The sequence below is a fragment of the Polaromonas sp. YR568 genome (genome assembly GCF_900116715.1).
In the GTDB taxonomy this organism is placed as follows: domain Bacteria; phylum Pseudomonadota; class Gammaproteobacteria; order Burkholderiales; family Burkholderiaceae_C; genus Polaromonas.
On sequence record NZ_FPBM01000001.1, the window covers coordinates 554,201 to 569,936 of the forward strand.

At 62.7% G+C, this 15,736-nt stretch carries 15 protein-coding genes; 4 read left to right on the top strand and 11 right to left on the bottom strand.

Annotated features, from left to right (window positions below; genetic code table 11):
- Positions 1 to 73: 73 nt before the first annotated feature.
- The 7 genes from BM408_RS02615 to BM408_RS02645 all read right to left on the bottom strand — a co-directional run bounded on the left by BM408_RS02615 (position 74) and on the right by BM408_RS02645 (position 7,695).
- Positions 74 to 1,864, bottom strand: coding sequence for an acyl-CoA dehydrogenase (locus BM408_RS02615; RefSeq protein WP_092126575.1), 1,791 nt, complete (start codon positions 1,862 to 1,864; stop codon positions 74 to 76).
- A gap of 8 nt (positions 1,865 to 1,872) precedes the next feature.
- A complete protein-coding gene (locus BM408_RS02620; RefSeq protein ID WP_092126578.1) occupies positions 1,873 to 2,535 on the bottom strand; it encodes a hypothetical protein in 663 nt (220 codons plus the stop codon).
- A gap of 43 nt (positions 2,536 to 2,578) precedes the next feature.
- The gene (locus BM408_RS02625) at positions 2,579 to 3,511 is read right to left on the bottom strand and encodes an electron transfer flavoprotein subunit alpha/FixB family protein (RefSeq protein ID WP_092126580.1); all 933 of its coding nucleotides are present in this window, start codon (positions 3,509 to 3,511) and stop codon (positions 2,579 to 2,581) included.
- An 11-nt stretch (positions 3,512 to 3,522) separates the two neighbouring features.
- Positions 3,523 to 4,272 (bottom strand): electron transfer flavoprotein subunit beta/FixA family protein, encoded by a 750-nt coding sequence (locus BM408_RS02630; protein ID WP_092126582.1) that lies wholly within the window; start codon positions 4,270 to 4,272, stop codon positions 3,523 to 3,525.
- A 294-nt stretch (positions 4,273 to 4,566) separates the two neighbouring features.
- Complete coding sequence (locus tag BM408_RS02635) at positions 4,567 to 5,940, bottom strand: mechanosensitive ion channel family protein (protein ID WP_254774682.1); 1,374 nt, start codon at positions 5,938 to 5,940, stop codon at positions 4,567 to 4,569.
- Complete coding sequence (locus BM408_RS02640; protein ID WP_092126584.1) at positions 5,922 to 6,725, bottom strand: enoyl-CoA hydratase; 804 nt, start codon at positions 6,723 to 6,725, stop codon at positions 5,922 to 5,924. Before BM408_RS02640 ends, BM408_RS02635 begins: the two co-directional genes overlap by 19 nt.
- A gap of 16 nt (positions 6,726 to 6,741) precedes the next feature.
- Positions 6,742 to 7,695: a histone deacetylase family protein gene (locus BM408_RS02645; protein ID WP_092126586.1), complete on the bottom strand. Its 954-nt coding sequence runs from the start codon at positions 7,693 to 7,695 to the stop codon at positions 6,742 to 6,744.
- A gap of 41 nt (positions 7,696 to 7,736) precedes the next feature.
- Between BM408_RS02645 and BM408_RS02650 the strand changes: the two genes are divergently transcribed.
- From BM408_RS02650 to mltB, 4 genes are read left to right on the top strand one after another with little or no spacing between them, the layout of a single operon-like run.
- Positions 7,737 to 8,657 carry an AAA family ATPase gene (locus BM408_RS02650; RefSeq protein WP_092126588.1) on the top strand — a complete coding sequence of 307 codons (921 nt, stop codon included), beginning with the start codon at positions 7,737 to 7,739 and terminating at the stop codon, positions 8,655 to 8,657.
- A gap of 47 nt (positions 8,658 to 8,704) precedes the next feature.
- A complete protein-coding gene (locus BM408_RS02655; protein ID WP_092126590.1) occupies positions 8,705 to 9,724 on the top strand; it encodes a DUF58 domain-containing protein in 1,020 nt (339 codons plus the stop codon).
- On the top strand, positions 9,718 to 11,733 hold the full coding sequence (locus tag BM408_RS02660; protein WP_092126592.1) for a transglutaminase TgpA family protein: 2,016 nt from the start codon (positions 9,718 to 9,720) through the stop codon (positions 11,731 to 11,733). Before BM408_RS02655 ends, BM408_RS02660 begins: the two co-directional genes overlap by 7 nt.
- A 55-nt stretch (positions 11,734 to 11,788) precedes the next feature.
- Positions 11,789 to 12,868 (top strand): lytic murein transglycosylase B, encoded by a 1,080-nt coding sequence (mltB, locus tag BM408_RS02665; protein ID WP_092127319.1) that lies wholly within the window; start codon positions 11,789 to 11,791, stop codon positions 12,866 to 12,868.
- A gap of 61 nt (positions 12,869 to 12,929) precedes the next feature.
- Here the strand turns inward: mltB and BM408_RS02670 are convergent, their stop codons facing one another.
- The 4 genes from BM408_RS02670 to BM408_RS02685 all read right to left on the bottom strand — a co-directional run bounded on the left by BM408_RS02670 (position 12,930) and on the right by BM408_RS02685 (position 15,734).
- Positions 12,930 to 13,205 (bottom strand): hypothetical protein, encoded by a 276-nt coding sequence (locus BM408_RS02670; protein ID WP_092126594.1) that lies wholly within the window; start codon positions 13,203 to 13,205, stop codon positions 12,930 to 12,932.
- Between the two features lie 3 nt (positions 13,206 to 13,208).
- On the bottom strand, positions 13,209 to 13,700 hold the full coding sequence (locus tag BM408_RS02675) for a TIGR02594 family protein (protein ID WP_371326981.1): 492 nt from the start codon (positions 13,698 to 13,700) through the stop codon (positions 13,209 to 13,211).
- A gap of 8 nt (positions 13,701 to 13,708) precedes the next feature.
- Complete coding sequence (locus BM408_RS02680; RefSeq protein WP_092126595.1) at positions 13,709 to 14,527, bottom strand: transglutaminase family protein; 819 nt, start codon at positions 14,525 to 14,527, stop codon at positions 13,709 to 13,711.
- A 244-nt stretch (positions 14,528 to 14,771) separates the two neighbouring features.
- Positions 14,772 to 15,734, bottom strand: a complete 963-nt coding sequence (locus tag BM408_RS02685; RefSeq protein ID WP_092126597.1) for an alpha-E domain-containing protein — start codon at positions 15,732 to 15,734, stop codon at positions 14,772 to 14,774.
- Positions 15,735 to 15,736 lie beyond the last annotated feature (2 nt).

Consider the following 15,736-nt stretch of genomic DNA (forward strand, 5'->3'; position numbering starts at 1 on the left):
AGTTCAGGGATTCAGAAAAACACGCTGCCCGCGCGGGGCAGCCATGGATGCTATGAAGGGAGGCCGTGCCGCCTCAGAACGCGTCGAGGGCCAGCGCGGTCACGCTGTCGGCGCCTTCCACAATGCTGTCGCGCACACCGGGCGCCTTGGTCAGCAGGTGGTCAGCGTAGAAACGCGCGGTCGTGACCTTGGCCTGCATGAAGGCGACATCGACGCCCTTGGCGATTTGCTCTTGCGCCACCAGCAGCGAGCGCGCCATCTGCCAGCCGGCCACCACATTGCCCGCGAGCATGAGGTAAGGCACGCTGCCGGCAAACACGGCATTGGGGCTGGCCTTGGTGTTACCCGCCACAAAGTCGACCACGTCGATGAAGGCCAGGCGCGCGGCCTTCAGGCGCTTGGCCACGGCCAGCGCATCAGCGCTGCCTTGCTTGATCAGCTCGCTCTCGGTTTTTTCGATCTGCGCGGCGATGGCCTTGGCTGTCTGGCCGCCGTCGCGCGAAGTTTTGCGGCCAATCAGGTCGTTGGCTTGGATGGCGGTCGTGCCTTCGTAGATGGTCAGGATCTTGGCGTCGCGGTAATACTGGGCCGCACCGGTTTCTTCAATAAAGCCCATGCCGCCGTGCACCTGCACGCCCAGCGATGTCACTTCGAGACTCATCTCGGTGCTGTAGCCCTTGACCAGCGGCACCATGAATTCGTAAAACGCCTGGTTCTGTTTGCGCACGTCGGCGTCGGGGTGGTGATGCGTCGCGTCATAAGCCGCGGCGGCCACGGAAGCCATGGCGCGGCAACCCTCGATGTAGGCGCGCATGGTCATCAGCATGCGCTTGACGTCGGGGTGGTGAATGATGGGTGCGCTGGCCTTGATGGAGCCGTCAACCGGGCGGCTTTGCACGCGGTCTTTCGAGAATGCGACGGCCTTCTGGTAGGCGCGTTCTGCAATCGCGATGCCCTGCATGCCAACGGCGTAGCGCGCCGAGTTCATCATGATGAACATGTATTCAAGGCCGCGGTTTTCTTCGCCGACGATGTAGCCGACGGCGCCGCCGTGATCGCCGTACTGCAACACGGCGGTAGGCGAGGCCTTGATGCCCATTTTGTGTTCGATGCTGACACAGTGCACATCGTTGCGCGCGCCGAGTGCGCCGTCTTTGCCGACCATGAACTTGGGCACGACGAAGAGGCTGATGCCTTTGACGCCTTCAGGCGCGCCGGTGACGCGAGCGAGAACGAGGTGCACGATGTTCTCGGCCATGTCGTGTTCACCATAGGTGATGAATATCTTGGTGCCGAAGATTTTGTAGCTGCCGTCGGGCTGCGGCTCGGCGCGGCTTCGCACCATGGCGAGATCTGAGCCGGCCTGCGGCTCGGTCAGGTTCATGGTGCCTGTCCATTGGCCGCTCACGAGCTTTTCGAGGTAAACCGCCTTGAGGTCGTCAGAGCCGGCCGTGAGCAGCGCTTCAATGGCGCCGTCGCTGAGCAGCGGGCACAGGGCAAAACTCATGTTGGCGGAGTTGAGCATTTCGCCGCAGGCCGCGCCTATGGTTTTGGGCAGACCCTGGCCGCCAAAATCCGCCGGGTGCTGCAGGCCCTGCCAGCCGCCTTCCACGTACTGGCGGAAGGCGTCCTTGAAGCCGGGCGTGGTGGTGACTTCGCCGTTCTTCCAGCTGGAGGGGTTGATATCACCATCGCGATTCAGCGGCGCCAGCACCCCTTCGTTGAACTTGGCACATTCTTCGAGCACCGCCTGTGCGGTGTCGAAGCCGGCTTCTTCAAAGCCGGGGATTTTTGCGATCTGTTCGATGTCGGCCAGATGCTGGATGTCGAACAGCATGTCCTTGAGGGGGGCTTTGTATGTCATGGATTGCCTTATTTGCTATCTTGGCCTTCAGGCGGATAGGTCTTGGAGGGAGGGCGTTTTGGATCTTCGGGCAGGGTGTCAACAAGCTTCTCTGCGGCCAGCGTGTTGTACCAGCGAGATGCGGCAACATCAAACAGCAACGTATCCGGACTGAACAACGACTTCACAAAATTGACGCCGAACTCGTCATACATCTCAATAAGCCGGCGGCTCTGGTTATCCAGCAGTGTGATCCGATACCGGACGGAGCCAATTGGCTGGGCACGAGCGCTCATGGTCGTCAAGACCGTACCAACAGGTTCAAAAAAGAGAACATGCGTGGACTTGCTTAACGATTGACTCAATACCGTTTTGAGCTCGGCTGTTTTGTCAAACGCCCCAACAAAAGTTGTCGGCACGCCATTGAGCGTAAATAGCTCAGCGTAGCGATCGGCAGCCCTCGCTATCTTGATGGGATCCTGCACACCCGAAAGTGCATAGCCTTGAGCACGGCTTGGATCGCCATCGGCCGTGATCACGGGATTGACAAAGATAAGGCCCAGTGAGCCGATCTTGTCACCCACGGCTGGATTGACTTTGTACTGGGAGAGCTTCCCTACCGTTGCAGCACTGACGCCGGCACTTAAAACCGCAAACAAAACCGACGCACCCATCAATCTCAATATCCGCATGCTGCCGTCTCCCTATCAAAAAATTTCTTCTTCGGCGAAATTCCTAAAGTGCAGCAACCAGCTCGGGCACAGCCGTGAACAAGTCGGCTTCCAAGCCGTAATCCGCCACGCTGAAAATCGGCGCCTCGGGGTCCTTGTTGATCGCTACGATGACCTTGCTGTCTTTCATGCCGGCCAGATGCTGGATCGCGCCGGAGATGCCGGCGGCGATGTAGAGCTGAGGCGCGACGATCTTGCCGGTCTGGCCCACTTGCCAGTCGTTGGGGGCGTAGCCCGCGTCAACTGCAGCGCGTGAAGCGCCCAGGGCAGCGCCCAGCTTGTCGGCCAGCGGCGTCAGCACTTCGTTGAACTTCTCGCTGGAGCCCATGGCGCGGCCGCCAGAGACGATGATCTTGGCTGCCGTCAGCTCAGGGCGGTCGCTCTTGGCGATTTCAGAACCGAGGAAGGTCGACTTGCCGCTGTCGGCCACGCCCGCGGGCGTTTCGATGGCAGCGGAGCCACCGGTGGCGGCCGCGGCGTCAAAGCCGGTAGTGCGCACGGTGATGACTTTGGTCGCGTCCAGGCTTTGCACGATGGCAATCGCGTTGCCGGCGTAGATGGGGCGTTCGAAGGTGTCGGCAGCGTCTACTTTGGTGATGTCGGAGATCTGGCCGACATCCAGCGTTGCGGCTACGCGGGGGGCGATGTTCTTGCCCGAAGCGGTAGCCGGAAACAGGATGTGCGAGTAGGCGGAAGCGATAGCCACGACTTGCGCGGCCATGTTCTCGGCCAGGCCGTGGGCGAAATGATCGCCTTCGACGTGGATGACTTTGGCCACGCCGGCGATGGCGGCGGCGGCCTTGGCGGCGGCTTCGGCGCCCTTGCCGGCCACCAGCACGTGCACGTCGCCGCCGCACTGGGCGGCTGCGGTTACGGTGTTGAGGGTCGCGGGCTTGATGCTGGCGTTGTCGTGTTCTGCAATAACAAGTGCGGTCATGTCATCAGTCCTTAGATTACTTTGGCTTCGTTCTTGAGTTTGTCGACCAGGGCGGCCACGTCGGCCACCTTGATGCCGGCGCTGCGCTTGGGCGGCTCGCTGACCTTCAGGGTCTTGATGCGCGGCTTGACGTCCACGCCGAGGTCTTCGGGCTTGACGTTGTCGAGCTGCTTTTTCTTGGCCTTCATGATGTTGGGCAAGGTGACGTAGCGCGGCTCGTTCAGGCGCAGGTCGGTCGTGATGATGGCCGGCAGCGTGAGTGAGAGGGTTTCCAGGCCGCCGTCGACTTCTCGCGTGACCTTGGCGGTGCCGCCTTCGACTTCAACCTTGGAGGCAAACGTTGCCTGGGGCCAGCCCAGCAGCGCGGCCAGCATCTGGCCAGTCTGGTTGCAGTCATCGTCAATGGCTTGCTTGCCGAGGATGACGATCTGGGGTTGTTCTTTTTCGACCAGCGCCTTGAGCAGCTTGGCCACAGCCAGGGGTTGCAGTTCTTCGGCGGTTTCGACCAGGATGGCGCGGTCGGCGCCTATGGCCATGGCGGTGCGCAGGGTTTCCTGGCACTGCAGCACACCGCAGCTGACGGCGATGACTTCGGTCACGACGCCCTTTTCTTTCAGGCGGGTCGCCTCTTCGACGGCGATCTCGTCAAACGGGTTCATGCTCATCTTGACGTTGGCGATATCGACACCAGTGCCATCGGATTTGACGCGGACTTTGACGTTGTAGTCCACAACGCGTTTGACAGGAACCAAGACCTTCATGAGAGGACTCCAGAGTTGATGGATTGAGTACTAATTGAAATCGAAACGAAATCGGGACTGAATTGACGTTGACGTAAACGTAAGCTTTGCATTCTATGCTGCGGCGCCCCTGATGCGGGCTGCGGGACTGGTTGCCGGAGGGTATCCAGAGGGACCAGGCAGAAAAAGAACGGTCGTTCTATTTTTCATTATAGAGGGCCGGACACAGGGAATTAGAGCATCCTGCCCAACCCCTGTCCTACAGGTGTCTTTCAGGCGTCAATTGGAATGAAAGAAAGGCGGAAAGAGGTGCGATCAGGACGGCTTGGCCGGGGCGGCCGGAGTGGCATCTCCGGCTTTGCCGCCATTGGCGCCTTCTTTTCCTTTTGCCTCGTCCACAACGCTCACCCGCGTGTGCACGACCCGCTGCGGGTAAGGAATGTCGATGCCGTGCGCCCGCAAGGACTCGAGAATGGCCAGGTTGACGCGGGAGCGCAGGTTTTGCTGGCCGTTTTCCGGGTCCGTCATCCAGTAATTGAGGGTGAACTCCAGCCCGTCGGCGCCGAAGTTGGTCAGGTTGACGCCGGGGCCCGGGTCGCGCATCACGCGGTCCTGCTTGAGCGCGGCTTCATTGAGCAGGCGCATCACCAGCTCGACGTCGCTGTCATAGCCCACCGATATCACGGTGGACTGCAGCACCTGCGTATCGCTCAACGAGAGGTTTTCAATGCGGGTGCTGATGAACATTTCGTTGGGCACGATGGACTCGCGCCCTGAGGGCGCGCGCACCACGGTGTAGCGCGCGTTGATGTCGGTGATGCGCCCCTCGAAGGTGTCGACGCGCACGTTGTCGCCGATGCGCACGCTGCGCTCGGCCAGCATGACAAAGCCGCTGACATAGTTGGCGGCCAGCTTCTGCAGGCCAAAACCCACGCCCACACCGACCGCGCCGCCCAGCACCGACAGGGCCGTGAGATCTATGCCCACGGACGACAGCGCCAGCAGCAGCCCGACAAACATCAGCACGGCGCGCACCGCGTTGGCGACCGCCTTGCGCAGGGAAAGCTCGTTGCCGGTGGCCGAACGCAGCAGGCGCGCCTCGATGGCCGAAGATATCCACAAGGTGATGAGCAATACCACCCCGGCCGTCACCGCGCCTTCGAGCATGGTGCGCACTGACAGGTTGGTGTTGCCGACCTTCCACTTGATGTCGTCCAGCTCATCAAGCACCACCGGCAGCAGGCCGCTGACCCACAGCACCATGGCGATCCAGGCCAGCCAGGAGATGGTGCGCTCAAGCGCGCGCACAACCGGCGCATCTTTAAAAGCGATCTGCAGCACCTTGACGCCGAGGCGGATCACGGCGAGCGACAGCAGCACCGGAATGGCGACCTTGAACACCGCCAGCGGAAAGACTCTGGCCAGAAGCGCCTGCGCCGCATAGGCAAAAAACAACAGCAGCAAGGGAAACAGCACGCCGTCAATCACCCGCCGCCCGAAGAGGATGGAGGTCCCGTCCACCGCCATGCGCGCGCGGCCCGCTACGCGCACCACCAGCCAGGCCAGCAGCGCGCAGCCAATCAGCGTGGCGAGTTCCGTCAGGGAGCTGGGCTGGGCCAATGCGGTAAACCAGCCGTCCAGGGTCTCGATACGGGCGGGGGGGCGGTTCGTCAGGGCGCCGGCGGCCATTGGGGTTTCCTTTTGTCGATGAAGGCTTGCACGCCTTCCTGTGCCACGGCATGGGCCATATTGAGGGCCATGGACTGGCCTGCCAGCTGGTAGGCAGCCTCGATGCCGGTTTCACGTTGTTGGTAGAAAAGCGCCTTGCCCATGGCAAGCGCTTCGCGCGGTTTGAGCAGCAGCGACTGCAAAAGATTTTCGACTTCGGCGTCCAGTGAATCCAGCGGCACGACGCGGTTGACCAGCCCGCGCACGCGCGCTTCGTCGGCCGTGATGAAGTCACCTGTCATCAGCATTTCCATGGCCTGCTTTGCGGGCATATTGCGCACCAGCGGCACGCTGGGCGTGGCGCAAAAAAGCCCCACGTCGATGCCGTTGACGCCAAAGCTGGCGTTGCCGGCCGCCACGGCCAGGTCACACTGCGCCACCAGCTGGCAGCCCGCGGCGGTGGCCAGGCCCTGCACCTGCGCAATCACGGGCACCGGCAGTTTCTGGATGCTGAGCATCATGCGGGTGCACTGGGCAAACAGCTTCTGGTAGTAGGCCAGCTCGGGCCGGGCGCGCATGTCTTTGAGGTTGTGACCGGCACAAAACGCCTTGCCTTGCGCCGAGATAACCACGGCACGCGCCGAAGCGTCCACGGCAATGGCATCAAGCGCGGCTTGCAGCGCCGCCAGCACGTCTTCGCTCAGGGCGTTAAAAGTGCCGGGCCGGTTCAGCACCAGGCGGTGCACGCCGCGCGCATCCTGGGTATGAAGCACGGGGGCCGAAAGATCGGCAGTTGCGGCACTCATCAAAGCCCCCGTACGCCTAGATATCGGCCAGGACGCGAATGTGCGCTTCCACGCTGCGCGCCAGCGCGTTGAGGTTGTAGCCGCCTTCCAGCGACGAGACGATGCGGCCCTGCGAATGGCGCCTGGCGACATCTTTCAGGCGCTGGGTGATCCAGGCGTAGTCCTGCTCGACCAGGCCCATCTGGCCCAGGTCGTCGTCGCGGTGCGCATCAAAACCGGCACTGATAAAAATCATCTCGGGCTTGAACTCTTCAAGCCGCGGAATCCAGCTGGCCTCGATCATCTCGCGCACAGCCATGCCCTTGGTGTAAGCCGGCACCGGCAGGTTGAGCATGTTGCCGGCGTGGCTGTTTGCGCCGGAATAAGGGTAAAACGGGTGCTGAAAAAAGCCCACCATCAGCGCCCGCTCGTCGCCGCTCAGGATGTCTTCAGTGCCGTTGCCGTGATGCACGTCGAAGTCGACGACGGCCACTCGCTTGAGGCCATGGCGCTCCAGCGCATATTTGGCGGCAATCGCCACGCTGTTGAAGATGCAAAAGCCCATGGACCGGTTGTGGCAAGCATGGTGGCCCGGCGGCCGCACGGCGCAAAACGCGTTCTCAAGTTCCCCGGCCATCACGGCGTCAGTGGCCGCCAGCACGGCGCCCACCGCGCGCACGGCGGCATTCCAGCTATGAATATTGAGGGCGGTGTCGGGGTCGATCTGCGCGTAAGCCGGGCCGCCCGCATTGATGTCGTCGCCCAGGCTGTCGCTCAGGCCGCGGATCGCCGCCACCATCATGCGGTCATGCCCCAGTTCGATGTCGCCGATTGACGCCAGCGGGGCTGCGCGGGTGTCCAGCGCGTCCTTGACGCCGGTGGCCAGCAGCCAGTCTTCAATGGCGTCAAGCCGCTCCGGGCACTCGGGGTGGCCGGGGCCCATTTCGTGTTTATGGCAATCGGGGTGGCTGAAATAACCAGTCGTGCTCATCGGGAAATAATTTGTAAAAAATTACGGTATGGTTGACGCCCATGAACGTCAAAGAAAAACTTCAAGCGCTCCTGAATCAGCTTAACACGGTCATCGTCGGCAAGCCGGCACAAGTGCAGGATTGTGTAGCCTGCCTGCTGGCCGGCGGCCACCTGCTGATTGAGGACGTCCCCGGCGTGGGAAAAACCACGCTGGCCCATGCCCTGTCACGGTCTTTCGGCCTCCAGTTTTCGCGGGTGCAGTTCACAGCCGACCTGATGCCCAGCGATTTGTCCGGAGTCTCGATTTACGAGCGCCAGAAGGAAAGTTTTGTGTTTCACCCCGGGCCGGTGTTTGCCCAGGTGCTGCTGGCCGACGAAATCAACCGCGCCAGCCCGAAGACCCAAAGCGCCCTGCTCGAAGCCATGGAGGAAAAACAGGTCACCGTGGAGGGCGAAACCCGCCCGCTGCCGCTGCCGTTTTTTGTGATCGCCACGCAAAACCCGCACGACCAGCTCGGCACCTACGCCTTGCCTGAATCGCAGCTGGACCGCTTTCACATGCGGATTTCGCTGGGCTACCCCGACCGCGCCGCCGAGCGTGAGCTTTTGCGCGGCGCCGACCGGCGCGACATGGTCGAGCAGTTGCCGGCCCTGCTGACGCCGCACGACCTGCTGGAGCTGCAACAAATGGTGGCGCAGATTCACGCGGCTGATCCCTTGCTCAATTACCTGCAGGACCTGGTGGCGGCAACCCGTTCAGGCCGCTGGTTTTTGCAGGGCCTGAGCCCCCGCGCCGGCATCGCCATCATGCGGGCCGCGAAGGCGCAGGCTTTTCTCAGCAAGCGCGATTACGTGGCGCCGGACGACATTGCCGCCGTGCTGCCGCAGACCGCTGCGCACCGGCTCATTCCGGTCAGCGACGCCGGCCGGGGCCCGGTTGAGCAGGTGCGGGCGATGCTTGATGCCGTGCCTTTGCCTTGAATACCTGACGGCTTGATGTCCTGAAATCCGCCCGAAAGCCGCTTCTTATGGCCGCCCTGGCATCCATCCCCAACCCTTTTGCCTTCGTCCGCGGGCGTTTCCAGAAATGGTGGCAAAGCAAGCTGCCGTTTACCGACAGCGTCACGCTGACCCAGCGCAATGTCTATATCCTGCCGACGCGGCCGGGCTGGATGCTGGGCGTGACCTTGCTGACGCTGCTGGTGGCTTCCATCAACTACCAGCTCAGCCTGGGTTACATGCTGACCTTTCTGCTAGCCGGCAGTGCGCTGGTGGGCATGCATGTCTGTCACGGAACACTGCGCGGCCTCGCCATGAACCTGGTAGCGCCTCAGGCCCATTACGCGGGTGCAGCGGCCATATTTGACGTCAAGCTCACGAACGCCGGGCGCAAAGTGCGCCACGGCATCGGCGTGAGCGTGCTCGACCCGCACGATGTGGACCCGAAAAAAGGTACCGAACGGCACTGGGCCTGGACCGATGTACCCGCCCAGGGCAGCAGCGTGGTGCAGGTGGCCTTTACGCCACCTCGGCGGGGTTTGCACAGGCTGCCCACGCTCACCGCCGAAACACGTTTTCCGCTAGGCACCTTTCGCGTCTGGACGGTCTGGCGGCCGGCATCGCAGATCCTGGTTTATCCGGCGCCCGAAGCCCACCCGCCGCCGCTGCCGCCCGGCGAACCCCGCTCCGGCGGCGCAGCGGCTGCCCTGCGGGCGCAAAGCAGCGGCGAATTCGACGGCGTGCGCGGCTACCGCCGCGGCGACCCGATGAAGCTGGTGGTCTGGAAAAAGGCCGCAAAAGATGATGGCCAGGGCAACGGCCTCGTGGTGCGCGACACCCAGCAGGCCCAACGGCACGAGCTCTGGCTGGACTTCTCGAGTGCAGGCTCCGCCGGTGTGGAGCAAAAGCTTTCGCGCCTGTGCGCCTGGGTATTGATGGCCGACAAACTTTCGCTGGACTACGGCCTGAGGCTGCCCTCGCTGGAGATCAAGCCCGCCAGCGGCGAGGCGCACAAAAGGCTTTGCCTGGAGGCGCTGGCGGTATGTTGAGTCGCCTGAACACCTTGCCGCGCGACGCCCGGGACACCCTGTTCCTGCTGGTGGTGATCGCCTGGGTGCTGCTGCCGCAAGTAAATGAACTGCCGCTGTGGTGCAGCGCGCTCGCAGGCGCCGTGCTCATCTGGCGCGGCCGTCTGGCGCTGCTGGCCCGCCCGCTGCCGGGCAAGTGGTGGCTGGTGGCCTTGCTGGCCCTCACTATCGCGGCGACCGTAGCAACCCATCGCACCTTGCTGGGCCGTGACGCCGGCGTCACCATGCTGGTGGTTTTGCTCACGCTCAAGACACTTGAATTGCGGGCCAGGCGCGATGCCTTTGTGGTTTTCTTCCTCGGCTTTTTTTGCATGCTGAGCAATTTCTTTTATTCGCAGTCGCTGCTCACAGCCGTCAGCATGCTGATCGGGCTGCTGGGCTTGCTGACGATGCTGGTGAACGCCCACCTGCCGGTAGGCAAACCGCCGCTGTTACAGGCCGCCAAAACAGCCAGCTGGATGGCGCTGCTGGGCGCGCCCGTCATGCTGGTGCTGTTTCTGTTTTTTCCGCGGCTTGCCCCACTGTGGGGTGTGCCAGGCGATGCCATGACGGGCCGCAGCGGCCTGAGCGGCATGATGCAGGTGGGCAGCATTGCCACACTGGCGCTGGACCAGAGCGTAGCCATGCGCATCAAGTTCGAAGGTCCGCCGCCACCGCAGCAAGACCTGTATTTCCGCGGCCCGGTGATGTCCGATTTCGACGGACAGCAATGGCGCCCGCCCCGTTTTAACAGCGCCGAACGCTATGGCGTGACGGCCAACCTCACACTCCTGGGCGAACCCATCCGTTATGAGGTCACGCTGGAGCCCACCACCCGCCCCTGGCTGTTTGTGATGGAGGCCGCCGCACAAAACCCGGCGCCGCCGGGGTACCAAAGCCTGATGCAGGCCGATTTGCAGTGGCTGGTGAACCGCCCGATTCTTGATCTTGTGCGCTATAAGGCGCAAAGCCACGTCAACTTCAGGCACGGGCCGCTGGAGCGCGTTCCCGGCCTGCAGGAATTCCTGAACCTCCCCTCAGGCTCCAATCCGCGCACGCGGGCATTGGCCGATGAGATTCGCGGCGACCCCCGCAATGCGGGCGCGGACACTGCCGGCCTCGTGCGCGCCGTGATGGACCGCCTGCGCACCGGCGGCTATAGCTATACGCTGAGCCCCGGCGTCTACGGCACCCACACGGCCGACGAATTCTGGTTCGACCGCAAGCAGGGTTTCTGCGAGCACATCGCTTCCTCCTTCGTGATTTTGATGCGGGCCATGGGCATTCCCGCGCGCATCGTCACCGGCTACCAGGGCGGCAAGATGAACACGGTGGACGGTTACTGGACGGTGCGGCAAAGCGATGCGCATGCCTGGGCCGAAGTCTGGCAGGCGGGCCAGGGCTGGGTGCGGGTGGATCCGACCTCAGCCGTCGCGCCGACCCGCATCGGGGACTTCGAGCGGCTGGCCGCGCCGGACGGTGTGGTGGCGCAGGCCTTGCGGTCCTTCAGCCCCACCCTGCTGGCCCAGATGAGCCTGTTCTGGGAAGCCGTCAACAACAGCTGGAACCAGTGGATCCTCAATTACACCCAGGGCAGGCAGCTTGACCTGCTCAAGGACATCGGCTTTGAATCGCCCAGCTGGGAAGACCTGAGTTATGTCCTGCTGGGCCTCATCATTGGGGCGGCGCTGCTGGGCGCCGGCTGGACACTCTGGGACCGCGCGCAGCATGACCCCTGGCTGCGCCTGCTGGCGCGGGCGCGCAAGCGGCTGGCGCCGGCCGGCATCGCCAGCACGCCAGCCACATCGCCGCGCCAGCTGGCCCTGCTGGTGGAGCAAAAGTACGGGACCGGACCCGGCGGGCAAGGCCAGGCCCTGCATGACTGGCTGGTACGGCTGGAGCTGCAACGCTATGCGAGCGCATCCGGTGACGGGCGGCTTGAATTGAATCAGCTCCGGCAGGAATTCGACCGGCTGGCATGGCCCGCTTAAAATCGGGCCAGCTCTCACCTCGACTTCCACACCCTGCACGCCAGTGCACCACCTGATGCCTTTTCAACGCGCCGGATTTGCCTTTTTATTGATTGCCGCTCTTGCAAGTGCCGCCTGGGCCGGCGAGGCAAAATCCGCCAAAAAAACCGCGGCCGCCAAGCCGGCGCAAACGCAGGGCCCGCTGTATTCGACACGCCCGGAGGCCATGCAGTTCGCCGATGACCTGGCCGCCCGCCGCGACCTCGACCCCGACTGGGTGCGCGACGCCATCGGCCAGTCGCGCTACAACGCCACTGTGGTACGTCTCATGCAGCCGCCCACCAAGACCTTCGTCAAAAACTGGCGCGTGTACCGCAGCCGCTTTATCGACCCCGTTCGCATCGAAGCCGGCAGGCGTTTCTGGCTGGAGAACCAGCAGACCCTGGAGCGCGCCGAAAAAGAATACGGCGTGCCCGCCGAAATCATTGTCGGCATCATCGGTGTTGAAACCATTTACGGGCGCGACACCGGCAGCTTCCGCGTGATGGACGCCCTCACCACGCTGGCCTTTGACTTCCCGGCCAATCACCCCCGCGCCAAAGAGCGCAGCGAATTCTTCAAGGGCGAGATCGAGCAGTTCCTGACCCTGCAAAACCGGCTCGAGGCCAACCCGTTTGATGCGCGCGGCAGCTTTGCGGGCGCCATGGGCATGCCGCAATTCATGCCCTCCAGCCGGGTCAAATACGCCGTGGATTTCGACGGCGACGGCAACATCGACCTGACGGGCAGCCCCGCCGACGTGATCGGCTCGGTCGCGAGTTATTTCAAGGCCTTCAACTGGCAGCCCGGCATGCCCACGCACTACCCGGTGAGTTTTGACAAAAGCCGCCTCGACATGGATGCGCTGATGGCGCCGGACATCCTGCCGACCTTCAGCGTGGCCAGCTTCACCGCCAAGGGCGCAGTGCTTGAAGGCCCGGCCTTGCAACACCAGGGCCCGCTCGCATTGATCGAACTGCTCAACGGCCAGGACGCACCGCAATACGTCGCAGGCACCGAAAACTTCTACACCATCACACGCTACAACTGGAGCAGCTATTACGCGATGGCGGTGATTGAGCTGGGGCGGGAAGTGGCGGCGCGGGTAAGGCCCTGAGCATCTGGTTTCGAAAGCATCGTTCCTGCCGCCGTTTCATGTAAACGATCAGCGAGCGAAGCTAACCAAGATGATCATTCTTCAACGCCGCGTCGGCTAACAATTCGAACTCTTCGTGTGCCGAACTTCCGCGAGCCAGGCGCCAGACGCATACGACCATCGCTGTTGTGGCAAGCCCGGCAGCCAGCCACACCTCTGGCGACGTGATATTAAAGATGCCGGCAAGGCTGTAGGGCCTGAGCGCGAACAACACACAAATGAAGGTAACCCCCCCAACCAATGCCACGACAATAAAAGCTGAAACAACAAATCGAAGTCTCGAACCCAAGGTGACCACTGTCTACTCCTGCTCAGACGGTTGGGGCTGCATCTGCGAAGGCCAGCGATAGCCCAGCACCGCTGTCAAAGGATAGAAATGCTCGCGCACTTCATCGAGCTGATTGCCGCTCCACAAATACACATACTCCGCATCTGCGCGAAGAAAAAACCCGACATGGCCCTTCCAGCCCTTGGGGTCTTCCCGGGATAGAACGGCGATGCAGCCTGGCACGGGCTCACTCAGCGGTTCGCCCCACTCCAGCCATGAACGCGCCAGCGCAGACCCGGTGCCGGGAATGCCGGCCTGCGCGAGGGTCCAGTTGACGAACGAAGAACACCATGAGGCCTTGTCGTCATAGCCAGCAATGTTGGTGAGTGAGTGGTACTCGGTTACGCGGGGGTTGCTCTGCCCAGGGGGAAATGTGCGCACGCCGGCTTCGGCGTAGGCGATGGGCATCCAGGGGGCCTGCTGCATGTCGATGAAGTGATGCGTGGACGTATTGCGATTGTGCAACCAGAAAATTACACCGGCTGAATCGTAATCTCCACCGTCATCGACTCTTCCCCGCCGCCCTGGCGCACGCCTTTGATGGGTGGGCAGGCGTTGTAGTCGGTGCCCATGGCCAGGCGCACGTGGCGCTCGTCGATCAAGCAGCTGTGGGTGACGTCGATGCTGACCCAGCGGCGCGTGGCCACGTCCAGGCAGACATCGCACCAGGCGTGGCTGGCCAGGTCGGGCTCATTGGCTGCATAAAAGTAACCGCTGACATAACGCGCCGGGTAACCCAGGCTGCGGCAGATGGCGACCATCACATGGGCCTGGTCCTGGCAGACGCCTGCGCCGGACTTGAAGGCTTCGAGTGCCGTGGTGGTCACGCTGGTGCTGTTTTTTCGGTAGCTCACCGCGTCGGCCACACCTTTGCTCAAAGCCAGCAAGGCGGGCAAACTGGCGGTGCCGTCCAGGCTTTGCGGGATAAAACGGCGGCCGAATTCGGCGAGCTCGAAGTGCGGTTCGGCCAGATGGGTGGCGCGCAAAAAGAAGTAGGGATGCGGCAGCGTTTCCGGGTCGTTGAACTCGGCCACGCCGAAAGTTTCAACATCGCCCGCCGCATTGACCAGGCTCCAGCGCACGTTGTCAGCCACCTTGCCGACAAAGGTGTAAGAGCTGATGGTGTTGCCGAAGGCGTCGCGCTGGGTGAAGAGTTTTTCAGGTGCGCCCAGGCTCCAGAAATTCACCGTTTGCGCCGGGCCGGACTGCGGCGTGAGCCACAGCGTTTGCAGCGCATAGCGCAGCGGCTCCGTATACCGGTAGTCGGTAATGTGCCTGACGTGCAGTTTCATGCTCGCGCAAATACTGAACCGGACGCACTACGGCCGCGCTGCAGCGTCACCGAGAGAGGGGTCTTGGCCAGCAGGGGCCGCGGAACCGGCTTTGCCGGGCCGCAGGCGCAGCGCCCACTAGGGGCTGGAGCCCGCGGCTCCAAGCCTGCCTGCGCAGGCTTGGAGGGGCGACAGAGGCGAAGCGTCTCGCGAGCCGCGGCCTGCAAGGCCTCGAGAGCTACGCGCAGCGAGCGAACGTGGGGGCTCAATGCGTAGCCGGCACAAGAAACTCGCGGCTGATGTGCGCGCCGATCTCGTTGACGCGGTCCAGGAACTGCGTCAAAAAGGCATGCAAGCCAGTCGCAAGGATTTCGTCGATACGGGCGTACTGCAGGTCGGCGCGCAGCTTGCCGGCGCGGCGCTGGGTTTCGCTGTTGGTATCGCTGGTCACCATGGCGAGGTTGCTCATGAGTTCATTGAGGCAGGCCAGCAATGAGCGCGGCATGTCGGGCCGCAGAATCAGCAGCTCGGCCACACGCTCGGGTTTGATCACGTCGCGGTAAACCTTGCGGTAGACCTCAAAGCCCGAGACGCTGCGCAGAATCGCGCTCCAGTGGTAGAAGTCGTACTCTTGGTCTTTCTCGCCGTCGGTGCCCAGAAAGTCGTTTTGCACCGCGTGGAATTTCACATCCACCAGGCGGGCGGTGTTGTCGGCCCGTTCCAGGAAAGTGCCCAGGCGCAAGAAGTGAAAAGCCTCGTCTTGCAGCATGGTGCCGGCCGTCACACCGCGCGACAGGTGCGAGCGGAACTTGACCCATTCAAAGAACTGGCCGGGGTCGCGCTCGAAGTCGCCGTTGCGCAGCATGCGGATGACTTCGAGGTAGGTCTGGTTTTGCGTTTCCCAGACTTCGGTGGTCAGCGTGCCGCGCACGGCGCGGGCGTTCTCGCGGGCGTTTTGCAGGCACGAGACGATGCTCGAAGAGTTCTGCTCGTCGCGCACCATGAAGTCCATCACCTCACGCGGGTTGATGGTGTCGCCGTATTTGGCGGCATAGGATGGCTTCAGCTCGCTGATGCTCAGCAGGCTTTGCCAGCCGCCTTGCACGACAGCGGCTGATTGAGGCAGCAGCGAAGTCTGGTAATTGACATCGAGCATGCGCGCGGTGTTCTCTGCCCGCTCGGTGTAGCGCGACATCCAGAAGAGGTGATCGGCAGTACGAGACAACATGA